The sequence below is a fragment of the Corynebacterium pacaense genome (assembly GCF_900169525.1).
GTDB lineage: Bacteria > Actinomycetota > Actinomycetes > Mycobacteriales > Mycobacteriaceae > Corynebacterium > Corynebacterium pacaense.
The window spans coordinates 457468-470707 of the sequence record NZ_LT821240.1 but is presented as its reverse complement, the minus strand read 5'-3'; the positions used below and the strand labels follow the sequence as shown (position 1 = coordinate 470707).

At 65.4% G+C, this 13240-nt stretch carries 12 protein-coding genes and 1 pseudogene; 11 read left to right on the top strand and 2 right to left on the bottom strand.

All coding sequences use genetic code 11. The features are described from left to right. Window positions 1–76 precede the first annotated feature (76 nt). The 9 genes and pseudogenes from B7E02_RS09295 to mgrA all read left to right on the top strand — a co-directional run bounded on the left by B7E02_RS09295 (window position 77) and on the right by mgrA (window position 9668). The gene (locus B7E02_RS09295; RefSeq protein ID WP_080796876.1) at window positions 77–1108 is read left to right on the top strand and encodes a 6-phosphofructokinase; all 1032 of its coding nucleotides are present in this window, start codon (window positions 77–79) and stop codon (window positions 1106–1108) included. A gap of 206 nt (window positions 1109–1314) precedes the next feature. Further along, complete coding sequence (locus tag B7E02_RS09290) at window positions 1315–2346, top strand: LacI family DNA-binding transcriptional regulator (RefSeq protein WP_080795299.1); 1032 nt, start codon at window positions 1315–1317, stop codon at window positions 2344–2346. Window positions 2347–2354: 8 nt separating this feature from the next. Beyond that, on the top strand, window positions 2355–3908 hold the full coding sequence (locus tag B7E02_RS09285; protein ID WP_245802240.1) for a sugar ABC transporter ATP-binding protein: 1554 nt from the start codon (window positions 2355–2357) through the stop codon (window positions 3906–3908). 59 nt (window positions 3909–3967) lie between these two features. Then, window positions 3968–4880: pseudogene (locus B7E02_RS09280) on the top strand (ABC transporter permease). Window positions 4881–4889: 9 nt separating this feature from the next. Next, window positions 4890–5828, top strand: a complete 939-nt coding sequence (locus tag B7E02_RS09275) for a D-ribose ABC transporter substrate-binding protein (protein ID WP_080795294.1) — start codon at window positions 4890–4892, stop codon at window positions 5826–5828. Further along, entirely contained in the window at window positions 5828–6199 is a 372-nt protein-coding gene (rbsD, locus tag B7E02_RS09270) for a D-ribose pyranase (protein WP_080795293.1), read from the top strand. Before B7E02_RS09275 ends, rbsD begins: the two co-directional genes overlap by 1 nt. Before the next feature lie 75 nt (window positions 6200–6274). Next, on the top strand, window positions 6275–7780 hold the full coding sequence (gene gatB, locus B7E02_RS09265) for an Asp-tRNA(Asn)/Glu-tRNA(Gln) amidotransferase subunit GatB (protein ID WP_080795290.1): 1506 nt from the start codon (window positions 6275–6277) through the stop codon (window positions 7778–7780). A 191-nt stretch (window positions 7781–7971) separates the two neighbouring features. Further along, window positions 7972–8550: an NADPH-dependent F420 reductase gene (locus B7E02_RS09260; RefSeq protein WP_080796875.1), complete on the top strand. Its 579-nt coding sequence runs from the start codon at window positions 7972–7974 to the stop codon at window positions 8548–8550. Between the two features lie 32 nt (window positions 8551–8582). Next, window positions 8583–9668: an L-glyceraldehyde 3-phosphate reductase gene (mgrA, locus tag B7E02_RS09255; RefSeq protein ID WP_080795287.1), complete on the top strand. Its 1086-nt coding sequence runs from the start codon at window positions 8583–8585 to the stop codon at window positions 9666–9668. Between the two features lie 25 nt (window positions 9669–9693). Here mgrA and lysE read toward each other — a convergent pair whose 3' ends face one another. Continuing rightward, window positions 9694–10356 carry an L-lysine exporter gene (gene lysE / locus B7E02_RS09250; RefSeq protein ID WP_143336721.1) on the bottom strand — a complete coding sequence of 221 codons (663 nt, stop codon included), beginning with the start codon at window positions 10354–10356 and terminating at the stop codon, window positions 9694–9696. Between the two features lie 70 nt (window positions 10357–10426). On the opposite strand from lysE, the gene B7E02_RS09245 reads away from it, so the two are divergent. Beyond that, window positions 10427–11299: a LysR family transcriptional regulator ArgP gene (locus B7E02_RS09245; RefSeq protein ID WP_080795283.1), complete on the top strand. Its 873-nt coding sequence runs from the start codon at window positions 10427–10429 to the stop codon at window positions 11297–11299. Here B7E02_RS09245 and B7E02_RS09240 read toward each other — a convergent pair. Then, a complete protein-coding gene (locus tag B7E02_RS09240) occupies window positions 11296–12375 on the bottom strand; it encodes a glutathione S-transferase family protein (protein ID WP_080795280.1) in 1080 nt (359 codons plus the stop codon). The genes B7E02_RS09245 and B7E02_RS09240 overlap by 4 nt on opposite strands. Window positions 12376–12552: 177 nt before the next feature. Between B7E02_RS09240 and B7E02_RS09235 the strand changes: the two genes are divergently transcribed. Then, the gene (locus B7E02_RS09235) at window positions 12553–13236 is read left to right on the top strand and encodes an HNH endonuclease family protein (RefSeq protein ID WP_245802239.1); all 684 of its coding nucleotides are present in this window, start codon (window positions 12553–12555) and stop codon (window positions 13234–13236) included. Window positions 13237–13240: the final 4 nt, after the last annotated feature.

The following is a 13240-nucleotide window of genomic DNA, read 5'->3' as shown; positions in this document are numbered from 1 at the left end:
GGCGGATCTCGCGCGCCCGCCCCGGCTCCTGCCGATGGACACGCGGGGAACGGGGACAGGGTTTAGTATGGGACCCATGCGTATTGCCACTCTCACGTCAGGCGGCGACTGCCCGGGGCTCAATGCAGTCATTCGCGGAATCGTCCGAACCGCCAGCACTGAATTCGGTTCCACAGTCGTGGGCTACCAGGACGGATGGGAGGGACTCCTGGCTGACCGGCGGGTGCAGCTCTATGACGATGAGAACATCGATCGGATTCTTCTCCGCGGCGGTACCATCCTGGGCACCGGGCGTCTGCATCCCGACAAGTTCAAGGCGGGGATCAACAAGGTCAAGGAGAACCTCGCCGACGCCGGGATCGATGCCCTGATTCCGATCGGCGGAGAGGGAACGCTCAAGGGTGCCCAGTGGTTGGCGGACAATGGAATCCCGGTGGTAGGGGTTCCCAAGACCATTGACAATGACGTCAACGGAACCGACTTCACCTTTGGTTTCGATACCGCGGTGGCGGTTGCCACGGATGCGGTGGACCGGTTGCACACCACCGCGGAGTCCCACAACCGTGTGATGATCGTCGAGGTGATGGGCCGGCACGTCGGCTGGATCGCCCTGCACGCCGGAATGGCCGGCGGCGCCCACTACACCGTCATCCCCGAGGTTCCCTTCGACATCGCGGAGATCTGCAAGGCGATGGAACGTCGTTTCCAGATGGGGGAGAAGTACGGCATCATCGTCGTCGCGGAGGGTGCGATGCCCAAGGAGGGGACCATGGAGCTGCGCGAGGGTGAGGTGGACCAGTTCGGGCATCAGACCTTCACCGGCATCGGCCAGCAGATCGCCGATCAGATCCATGGACGCCTGGGTCATGATGTGCGCACCACGGTGCTCGGGCACATCCAGCGTGGCGGCACCCCCACCGCGTTCGACCGGGTCCTGGCCACCCGCTACGGGGTGCGCGCCGCGCGGGCCTGTCATGAGGGGCAGTTCGGAAAGGTTGTCGCACTCCAGGGTGAACGGATCCGGATGATCGAGCTGGAGGAGGCCGTGGGCACGTTGAAGCGGGTTCCCATGACGCGCTGGGTGACGGCGCAGGCGATGTTCGGATAGGTGTTCAGTTAAGCGCAACGGTCCTGAAATGACCCGGATCCCGGCTCCCATGGAGCTGAGATACGGGTCCTTTTTGTACATCTATGTGACCTGGGATACTTGACACGTACGAGGCGGATGCTCTAGCTTCTGAATTATGGGAATGCAAACGATTGCGTTCCATGATATCCACCCCGGCGGGGGTGGAAAATCAGAAAGGTGGAGTGATGGCAGATTCCGATCGACTCGCTAAAAAGCGCGCCACCACGCTCAAGGACATAGCCCGGGCGACCTCGCTGTCAGTGAGTACGGTCTCCAGGGCCCTGTCACAGAACACCAGCATCCCCGAAGCCACCCGGCAGAAGGTCATCGAGGCCGCGGAGAAGCTCAGCTACCGACCCAATGCACAGGCCCGGGCACTGCGAAAATCGCGCACAGACACCATCGGCGTGATCATCCCCAACATCCGCAACCCCTATTTCGCCGCCCTGGCAACGGCCATCCAGACGGCAGCGAGGGAGGCCGGTGTCTCCACCATCCTCACCAACTCCGAGGAGGATCCGGAGATCCTCGCCCGCTCGCTGGAGATCATGGATGACCAGCGACTTGACGGCATCATCGTGGTGCCGCACATGCAGACCGAGGAGAAGGTCACCGAACTCGTCGGCAGGGGGGTGCCCATCGTCCTGGCGGACCGCACCCTCGGCAATCCCGACATCGCCTCGGTGTGCTCCGATCCGCTACCCGGAATGACAGCGGCGGTTGACCTGTACGCGGGAACCGGACTCAAGGTCGGCTACCTTTCGGGTCCCCAGGACACCTCGACGGGCAGGGAACGCCTGGCCGCCTTCCGCGATCTCTGCGCGGAGCGGGGAATCCGGGACACCGTCATCTATTTCGGAGGGTACCGGCAGAAGGCGGGCTACGAAGGGGTCAAGGAGCTTCTCGGTCAGGGGGCCAACGCCATCCTTGCCGGAGACTCCATGATGACCATCGGCGCCCTGCTCGCCATCCACGAGCTGGACCTGCGGCTCGGCGAAGAGCTCCAGCTGATCGGTTTCGATAACAACCCGGCCTTCCGGCTGCAGAACCCGGCGCTGACCATCATTGATCAGCACGTCGAGGAGATGGGGGCCGCGGCCTTCGCCTCGCTGCAGACGATCATCGCCGGTGAGTCCCCGGAGGTTGTCCAGATCCGCATTCCGACGACACTGACCATCAACGGCTCCACCAGGCGCTGTGCGGAGGCCGATCAATGAACCCGGACGTGACACAACATGCGGGGGATCCGCCCCCGGTGCTCCGATTGGAGGAGGTCTCGAAGTCCTTCGGCCCCGTCAATGTGATCGACCGCGTGAGCATCGATGTCCGGCCAGGGCGCGTTCAGGCACTGCTGGGCGAGAACGGTGCGGGAAAATCCACACTGATCAAGATGATGGCCGGGGTCCACCAGCCGGACGGCGGCCGAATCCTGATCGATGGACAGCCGACCGTCCTCCCTAGCACGCGCAGTGCCGAGAACCACGGCATCGCCACCATCCACCAGGAACTCAACCTCGTCCCGACGATGACGGTGGCTGAAAACGTCATGCTCGGACGCACCCCGAGAAGATTCGGGATGGTCAACTTCACGCATCTGCGCAGGCAGGCAAGGGCGGCTCTCGATCTCATCGGTGTCGATGTGTCACTCAACACCGAGGTGGGCAGCCTCGGCATCGCACGCCAGCAGATGGTCGAGATAGCCAAGGCGCTGTCCATGAACGCCCGCATGCTCATTCTGGATGAACCCACCGCCGCACTGACCGGGCGCGAGATCGATCAGCTGTTCAGGGTCGTCGATGATCTCAAGGCCAGGGGAGTGGCCATGGTCTTCATCTCCCACCACCTCGATGAGATCGCCAGGATCGGTGACACGGTGTCGGTGCTGCGCGATGGGAAGTTCATCGCCGAGCTGCCCGCGGACACGGGGGAGGACGAGCTGGTCCGGCTCATGGTCGGCCGCAGCATTGACAACCAGTACCCCCGTGTCGCCCCGGAGATCGGTGAGCCCCTGCTCGAGGTCAGCAATCTCAGTGCCGCCGGCCGGTTCAGCGACATCTCCCTCAGCGTCAGGGCGGGCGAGGTCGTGGGTCTGGCGGGACTGGTCGGTGCGGGTCGCACCGAGGTCGTCCGTGGCATCGCCGGGGTGGATCCGGTGGACTCCGGCGAGGTGAAGGTCAACGGGAAGCGACTGAGAACCCATGACATCGCAGCGGCCATTGCCGCGGGCATCGGTCACGTTCCGGAGGATCGTAAAGCTCAGGGGCTTGTCCCGGACGCCTCCATCTCGGAGAACCTGGGACTTGCCACCATGGCACCGACGGCCCGCCTGGGGCTGGTTGACCGGCGCGGACAGCTCCGCCGTTCCACGGAGGTGGCGCAGAAGCTGCGCATCCGGATGGCCGACATCGGCCAGCCCATCCGCGATCTCTCCGGCGGCAACCAGCAAAAGGCCGTGTTCGGCCGCTGGGTTCTGGCCGGATCAAAGGTGCTGCTTCTCGACGAACCGACCCGGGGAGTCGACGTGGGCGCAAAGGTGGAGATCTACAACATCATCAATGACATCACCGCCGCCGGCGGTGCGGTGCTCATGGTCTCCTCCGAGCTGCCCGAGGTGCTCGGCATGGCCGATCGGATCCTCGTGATGTCCGGCGGCCGGATCGCCGGGGAGCTCCCGGCGGCGGGGAGCACCCAGGACGACGTCATGTCGCTGGCGGTATCCCAGGTTGAGTCATCGATCACGGAAAAGGCCGAGGCGGAACTGGAAAAGGAGGGACGATGACCCAATCATCGACCGCCCCCGCACAGGGGGCGAAAAGAACGGGACCCCTGGTCCGGTGGATGCTCAACAATGGTGCGCTGGTCGGGCTGATCCTGCTGTGCATCGGATTGTTTATCGCCACCCCGCACTTTCTCACCGTGCCCAACCTGATCAATATCGGCATCCAGTCGGCCACGGTGGCCATCCTCGCCTTCGGAATGACCTTCGTCATCGTCACCGCCGGTATTGACCTTTCCGTCGGCTCCGTCGCCGCGCTGGGTGCCATGACCTCGGCCTACTTCTTCACCGAGGTCGGCCTGCCCGGCTGGATCACATTGATCATCGGATTGCTGATGGGGCTGCTCGCCGGTGCCATCTCCGGCATCGCGATCGCCTATGGAAAACTGCCCGCCTTCATCGCCACCCTGGCCATGATGTCGATCGCCAGGGGGGTGACTCTGGTGATCTCCCAGGGGTCGCCGATCCCCTCGGCACCGGCGGTCAACGCCCTGGGCAGGACCTACCTCGGCATTCCCATGCCGATCATGATGATGGCATTGGCCGGAATCATCTGCTGGTTCATCCTGTCCAGGACGGTGCTGGGCCGGTCGATGTACGCGATCGGCGGAAACATGGAGGCCGCACGGCTGTCTGGACTTCCCGTCAAACGCATTCTGGTCACCGTCTACGCGCTGGCGGGCGTCTTTGCGGCGGGCCGGTCTGGTGATGACGGGCAGGCTCTCCTCCGCCCAGCCGCAGGCGGGCGTGGGCTATGAGCTCGACGCCATCGCGGCCGTGGTCATCGGCGGAGCCTCGCTCGCCGGTGGCTCGGGGCGGGCCACCGGGACCCTGATCGGTGCGATCCTGCTGGCCGTGATCCGCAACGGACTCAACATTCTCAACGTCTCATCCTTTTGGCAACAGATCGTCATCGGACTGGTCATCGCCCTGGCCGTCGGCTTCGATGTCATCCGCAACAAGACCACCAAGTAGAAGGAATCCATGATGCTCAAGAAGACAATCGCACTGACCGCCTCCCTGGCACTGGCACTGGGCCTGAGTGCCTGCAACCGCGACTCCACCACCGCTGAGGGCGGGTCCACCAACGACTCGATCACCCTTGCGCTGTCCACGCAGACCAATCCCTTCTTCGTGCAGCTGCGTGACGGGGCGCAGGACAAGGCGGAGGAACTGGGGGTGACCCTCAATGTCCAGGACGCCTCCGATGACGCGGCGACCCAGGTCAATCAGGTCAACAACGCGGCGACCACGGGTGCGGGAGTGGTGATCGTCAATCCCACCGATTCCGACGCGATCGTCCCGGCCGTCGAGACGCTCAACACCGCGGGCATCCCGGTCGTGGCCGTCGACCGTTCCGCCAACGGCGGTAGCATCGACTCCTTCATCGCCTCGGACAACGTCGCCGGCGGCCGACAGGCCGCGGCGGTGCTGGCCGATGCACTCGGTGGCGGGGGCGAGATCATCATCCTCCAGGGCCTCGCCGGTTCCTCGGCATCGAGGGACCGGGGACGCGGCTTCGAGGAGGAGATCGCCACGCATCCCGGAATCACCGTCGCGGCCAAGCAGACCGCCGGATTCGACCGTGCCCAGGGCCTTAATGTCGCCACCAACCTGTTGCAGGCGCACCCCAATGTCAGGGCGATCTTCGCCGAGAATGATGAAATGGCGCTGGGGGCGATCGAGGCACTGGGCGACCGTGCGGGTTCCGAGGTGATCGTGGTCGGATTCGACGGCACCGATGAGGGTCTGGCCGCCATTTCCGATGGCCGGATGCTGGCCACCATCGCCCAGCAGCCGGAGGTTCTCGGTGCCAGGGCGGTGGAGGAGGCCACCAAGCTGCTCCGCGGCGAGCAGGCGGAGGCCGAGGTTCCCGTGGAGGTGGTCACCGTGACCTCGGACAACATCGCCGACTACCGCTGATGAAGAAGACCGGTCTGCTCAACCCCGAGCTCAACTACAGTGTGGCCCGCCTCGGCCACACAGACACCTGGGCGGTCGCCGATTGCGGGCTGCCGGTGCCGCAGCGTGTCAGGATCATCGATCTGTCCCTGGTGTTCGGCGTCCCCACCTTCGCGCAGGTGGTGCGAGCTCTCCTGGCCGAGGTGGTGGTGGAGGGGGCCTACATCGCCCGGGAGGCTCCCCCGCAGGTAAGACGGGCGCTGGAGTGTCCGGTGACCGAGGTGGATCACGGGGAGCTCAAGGCCCTCATCGGTGATTGCGCCTTCGTCGTGCGCACCGGTGAGACCACGGCTTTCGCCAACGCCGTGTTCCGCAGCGGCGTCGCCTTTTAGCGGGGGGTGCGGGCGTCGGGAAGCATCCGACCCGGTGCCCACCTCAGCATCCGCAGCGGGCTAGAATGGTGACCCATGACTGCAGCCTTCTATGATCTGATGGACTTCGATGAGGTTCTGGGGAAATACGATCCCGTGATGGGCCTGGAGGTCCACGTCGAACTGGCCACCGAAACCAAGATGTTCTCCGCCTCCTCGGCGAATTTCGGCGCCGAGCCCAACAGTAACGTCGATCCCGTCTCCCTCGGGCTGCCCGGCGCGCTGCCCGTGGTCAACGCCCGCGGCGTGGAGTGGGCGATCAAGATCGGTTTGGCGCTGAACTGCAGCATCGCCGAATCCTCCCGCTTCGCGCGGAAGAACTACTTCTATCCGGATCAGCCGAAGAACTACCAGATCTCGCAGTATGACGAGCCCATCGCCTACGAGGGCTACCTCGACGTCCAGCTCGACGACGGCACCCAGTGGCGTGTGGAGATCGAGCGGGCGCACATGGAGGAGGACACGGGCAAGCTCACCCACCTCGGTGGCACCTCGGGCCGCATCCGTGGCGCAACCGCGTCGCTGGTCGACTGCAACCGTGCCGGCATCCCGCTGATCGAGGTGGTGACCAAGCCGATCGAGGGAGCGGGCGAACGCGCACCGGAGGTCGCACGCGCCTACGTCTCGGCGCTGCGCGACCTGGTCAAGGCCCTGGGCGTCTCGGATGCGCGCATGGACCAGGGGAGCATGCGTGTCGACGCCAACCTCTCACTCCGCCCGCACGGGCAGGAGGAGTTCGGTACCCGGACCGAGACCAAGAACATCAACTCGCTGAAGTCCGTGGAGCAGGCGATCCGCTTCGAGATGCAGCGTCAAGCTCAGGTGCTTGATAATGGCGGTTCAATTGTTCAGGAGACGCGTCACTACCAGGAAGGTGACGGATCCACGGCCAAGGGACGGCCGAAGGAGACCGCCGAGGACTACCGCTACTTCAACGATCCCGACCTGCCCCCGGTGCTCGCTCCGAGGGAATGGGTCGAGGAGATCCGCGCGACCCTTCCCGAGCTGCCCTGGGTCCGCAGGGCGCGGATTCAGCAGGAATGGAAGCTCTCCGACGCCGAGATGCGTGACCTGGTCAACGCCAATGCGCTCGATCTGATCATCGAGACGGTGGAGCAGGGAACGACCCCGGACGAGGCCCGAGCATGGTGGGTGTCCTACCTCTCGCAGAAGTCGAATCAGTCCGGCGTCGAGCTCGACGCACTCGGCGTCACCCCGGCGCAGGTCGCGCGGGTGGTCGCCCTGGTCTCCGAGGGCAAGCTCACCAACAAGCTGGCGCGCCAGGCAATCGACGGTGTGCTCGCGGGCGAGGGTGATGTCGATGAGGTCATCGCCGCCAGGGGACTGGAGGTTGTCCGTGATGACGGTGCGATCGAGAAGGCGGTCGATGAGGCACTGGCGGCCAACCCGGACATCGTGGAGAAGTACCGTGCCGGAAGTCACAAGGTGACCGGCGCCATCGTCGGTGCCGTGATGAAGGCGACGAGGGGCAAGGCCGATCCGGCCCAGGTGAACAAGCTGATCGCGGCCCGACTCGCCTGATCACCGGTCCGCCCCTCCCGGAGATTGCCGGGAGGGGCGTTCTTTTTTGTGAAATTTAGTTGACATGGAAATTAAATCGGAGTTAGAGTGATTTCATGATCAAGGATCTGCTCAACAAGCTCTTCGGTGGCAGGCAGGCATCGCCCGCCTTGTCGCAGGAGGAAACCAACACTCGCAGGGAGACTGTAAAAATGACCAACTACACCATCTTCGGAACCGGAAACATGGCCACCGCCATCGCGGGAGTGCTGACCAAGGGCGGCGCAACCGTCACCCACATCGGCTCCGCGGAGTCCGCGACCGCGACCATCACCGGAGATGTGGTCATTCTGGCCGTCCCGTACCCCGCCGTCGAGGGCATCATCGCCAATCATGGTGAGGCACTGGCGGGCAAGACCGTCATCGACATCACCAATCCGCTCAACTTTGAGACCTTCGACTCCCTCGTCGTTCCCGCCGGCTCCTCCGCAGCTGCCGAGATCGCGGCCAAGCTGCCCGAATCCGTGGTGCTCAAGGCCTTCAACACCACCTTCGCCGCCACCCTCGCCAGCGGCAGGATCGGCGACCTGACCACCACCGTCCTGGTGGCGGGAGATGATGAGGCCGCCAAGTCGGCACTGATCGCCGACGTCAACGCGGGTGGCCTCGATGCCCTCGACGCAGGGTCGCTCCGACGCGCACATGAGCTGGAGGCCGTGGGCTTTCTCCAGCTGACCCTGGCAGCCTCCGAGAAGATCGGTTGGACCGGCGGCTTCGGACTGGTCAAGTAGGTCTTTGCGCCACCGGGGAGGGGTGGCGCACAATGGGGCGCATGACTTATGTTCCTGCGCCCCATCGTTATGATTCCATGGTCTACCGTCGTGTCGGCCACTCCGGGCTGAAGCTGCCCGCCATCTCCCTCGGACTGTGGCACAACTTCGGCGACGACAGGCCGCTGGAGAACCAGCGCGCGATCATCCACCGCGCATTCGATCGTGGGGTGACCCACTTCGATCTCGCCAACAATTACGGCCCGCCCGCGGGTTCGGCCGAGACAAACTTCGGACGCATCCTCCGCGAGGATCTCAGCGCCCACCGGGACGAACTGGTCATCTCATCGAAGGCGGGATGGGACATGTGGCCGGGGCCCTATGGCTTCGGCGGCTCGCGGAAGTACCTGCTCAGCTCCCTTGACCAGTCGCTTGCACGGCTCGGGGTGGACTACGTCGACATCTTCTACCATCACCGCCCCGATCCCGAGACCCCGCTCGAGGAAACCATGTACGCACTCCGCGACATCGTCTCCTCGGGCAAGGCGCTGTATGTGGGCATCTCCTCCTACGGGCCGGAACTGACCGCGGAGGCGGCGGAGTTCATGGCTGAGGAGGGCTGCCCGCTTTTGATCCACCAGCCCAGCTACTCCCTGGTCAACCGCTGGGTCGAGGAGCCCGGCGATGAGGGGGAGTCCCTGTTGGCCTCCGCGGCGAACAACGGCCTCGGGGTGATCGCCTTCTCACCGCTCGCGCAGGGTCTGCTCACCGACCGCTATCTCAACGGGATTCCCGCCGATTCCCGCGCGGCCCAGGGCAAATCGCTGTCCGAGGGCATGCTGTCCGAGGACAACCTCACCATGGTCCGCAGACTCAACGACATCGCCCAGGAGCGCGGCCAGAGCCTGGCGCAGATGGCGCTGGCCTGGGTGCTGCGCAAGCAGGGGGAGTACGGTGTCGAGACGGTCACGAGCGCAGTGGTGGGCGCCTCCTCGGTGAGTCAGCTCGACTCCAACCTCGACGCCCTGGACAATCTCGAGTTCAGCGGGGCCGAGCTCGCCGCGATCGATGGAATAGCCCACGACGCCGGAATCAACATCTGGGGGAAGGCGACCCAGTCGAAAACCCGCGAGGGGTAGCGGGCGGGCGGGTCCATCCCGCCCTTCAGCCCATGAGCATCAGTTTCACTGCCAGTGCGGACATCACCAGGGCCACCCCGAGGTTGATCACGCGCCAGACATCCGGGCGGGACAACGGCCCCGACAGTGCCGCGGCCCCGAAACCGACGGCGGGGAACCAGATCAGGCTCGCCGTGAAGGCACCGGCGGCGAAGATCCACCGGCCGCTGTCGCCGTACTGCGCCCCCACGCCCCCGATGAACACGAAGGCGTCGAGATAGGCGTTGGGGTTGAGCCAGGTCAGGGCAATGGCCATGAGCATCGGGGTGATCCATGTCGCCCGCCGGCGGGTCAGCGTGGCCACGCCGCCGGGTGCGGTCGGGGCGTCGATACGCTGTGGTTCGCCCTCGTCCACCACGCGGACGCGCGGTGTCCGTGCGGTGTCACGGGCGGCGAGGGCGGCGAACCAGAGCAGATAGGCGATGCCGCACCAGCGAAGGATGTCCATGATGATCGGGGCGGTGCCGCTGATCAGACCCACCCCGAGGGTTCCGGCGGTGAAGAGAACAAGGTCGGAGAGCAGGCACACCACGATCACCGCCCCCACGCCCTCCCGCCGCACGCCCTGCTTGATCACGAGGATGTTCTGCGGGCCGATCGCGAGCAGCAGACTGGCTCCCAGTGCCAGGCCGGTGATGAAAATGTCCATGGCGACGATGATCCAACAAGGTACGACTTAAGTAAAATGATGGAATCTAAACATGATTTAGAATTGCTTCATGAACCCGATCCACCTGGAGACCCTGCTCGCCATCATCGATGAGGGAAGCTTCGAGGGTGCCGCGCTGGTGCTGGGGGTCTCCCCCTCCGCGGTCAGCCAGCGCATCAAGGCTCTGGAGAGCGAAACCGGACGCGTTCTAGTCTCACGGGCCCAGCCCGCGGCCGCCACCGAGGCCGGCGAGGTCCTCGTCCAGGCCGCCCGGCGGATGGCGCTGCTGCAGGCGGAGACGCGGGCACAGCTCAGCGGGCGGCTGGCGGAGGTGCCGTTGACGCTGGCCATCAACGCCGATTCGCTGGCCACCTGGTTCCCGCCGGTATTCAGCGAAGTGGCCACCTGGCGGGGAGCCACCCTCCGGCTGCGCATGGAGGATGAGGCGCACACGCTGTCGCTGCTGCGCCGCGGCGATGTTCTTGGTGCGGTCACCCGGGAGTCCGTACCGGTGTCCGGATGCGAGGTGCTGGCTCTGGGGACGATGCGCCATCTGGCCGTGGCCACCGCCGACCTGCGCGATTCCCATTCCGCCGGGGGTGTAATCGACTGGGCCGGCATGCCGGTCCTCCGGTTCGGTCCCAGGGACGCACTGCAGGACGGGGATCTGGTGGGGCGCGCCGAGGGGCCCACGGCGCGTCGGCGGGTGTCCATCGTGCCGTCGGCGGAGGGCTTCGCCGAAGCCGTGCGCCGCGGCCTCGGCTGGGGCCTGCTCCCGGAGATGCAGGCTTCTCCGATGCTGGGGTCCGGTGAGGTCGTGCTGCTTGACGACGCCCCCGTGGACACCCCGCTGTTCTGGCAGCGGTGGCGACTGGAGTCACCGCTGCTGTCCCGCCTGACCGGCGCCGTGGTCAGGGCCGCAGCGGCGGGGCTGCGCGATTAGAGCTGGAAGGGCTCGGGATTGCGCACCCGTTCGCCTGCGGGCACGGGGCCGGGAGCGGGCGCGCCGGGGGCGAAGGGGGATCCCCCCAGCCGCTCCCGTCCGTGCGGGGTCACCAGGCCCGAGAGCTCGGGCCCGCGCGGGACGATGCGGGTGGGGTTGATCTCGGTGTGTGTCATGAAGTAGTGCTGCTTGATCTCGGTGAAATCCGTGGTGTCGCCGAAGCCCGGTGTCTGGAAGAGATCGCGGAGGTAGCCCCAGAGATTAGGCATCTCGGTGATCTTGTTCCGCGAGCACTTGAAGTGGCTGTAGTAGACCGGATCGAATCGCACCAGCGTGGGGTAGAGGCGGACATCCGCCTCGGTGATGTGGTCGCCCATCAGGTAACGCTGTGTTCCCAGTCGTTCCTCCAACCATTCCATGGCCACCCAGAGCCGCTCATAGGCGACGTCATAGGCCTCCTGCGTTCCGGCGAATCCGGCACGGTAGACACCGTTGTTGACCTCGGTGAAAATTCTCTTCATCACCGGTTCCATCGCGGCCCGCAGATTCTCGGGGTAGAGGTCCGGGGCGCCCTGCCGGTGGAACCGCTTCCATTGGAGGTTGAAGTCGATGGTGATCGAGGCATAATCGTTGGTGACCACCTTCCGGCTGCGTTCCTCGACGATGGCGGGAACCGTGATGCCCCGGGGATAGTTGGGGAAACGGTTGAAATAGGCATCCTGGAGCCGGGGGATGCCCAGCACCGGATCCACCCCGCCCGGGTCGAGGTCGAAGGTCCAGGAACGAATGTCGTGGGTGGGGCCGGCCAGGGCGAGCGAGACCGAGTCCTCGAGACCCAGCAGCCGCCGCGTGATCACCGTGCGGTGCGCCCACGGGCAGGCGCGAGCGGCGACGAGCCGGTAGCGGTGGGCCTCCACCGGCCAGTGCTCCGTGCCGTCCGCCTGGGGCACCGGCGCAGAACCCTCGGCGATCCCGGCGACGATCCTGTCGGTGATGTAGTTGGTATCCCTGACGAATTCTCCGTCGGGGGAGGCGTTGCGGGCGTCTCCGGCCCAGTCCTCAGACGTGCTGCTCATCGGATCGACCTCTTCCTTGATTGGTGATATATCAACAAGACTAGCCCGGGGGGTGGTTCCCGCGCCAGTGTCGGGGGGTGTCCCCACCCGATGTTAGAGTGCAGGGATTCAGGAATGCGGGCTGGAAGCAGAGAGTGGGGGCCGGTAACGGTGGGATGGCGCGGGAAATCTCCGTGGATGGTGGTGGTTGCCGCCGCGGTCGCCGCCGCGATGGGCATCGGCGGGTGCTCCGCACCGGATGCACCACCCGCTCCGGCGATCGCCGATCCCGTGTCGGCGGTCGGAGTCGATGTCCACCGCGAGGAACTCAACAGCCTCGAGATCCGCGGGCGGGCCCCGAAGACCGGATATGAGCGCGAACGGTTCGGACAGGCCTGGAGTGATGATGTCTCCGTGGAATACGGGCACAACGGCTGTGACACCCGCAATGACATCCTGCGCCGCGACCTGTGGCCGGTGACCATCCGCGAGGGCACCCACGACTGCCTGGTGGAGTCGGGTACCCTGCACGACCCCTACTCCGGGGAGTCGATCGATTTTCTCCGGGGGAGTCGGACCTCCTCCAGGGTTCAAATTGACCATCTGGTCGCACTCGCCGACGCATGGCAAAAGGGCGCACAGTCCTGGGATGAGCAGAAGCGGCGGGATTTCGCCAACGACCCGGCCAACCTCCTGGCGGTCGACGGGCCGCTCAATCAGCAGAAGGGCGCCGGCGACGCCGCGACCTGGCTGCCGCCGGACAGGAGCTTCCGCTGCGAGTACGCACGCAGGATCATCTCGGTAAAGCACAGTTACGGGGTGTGGGTCACCCCCGCCGAGCATGAGGCGCTCGGGCGCCAACTGGATACCTGTCCGGAGTAACAGC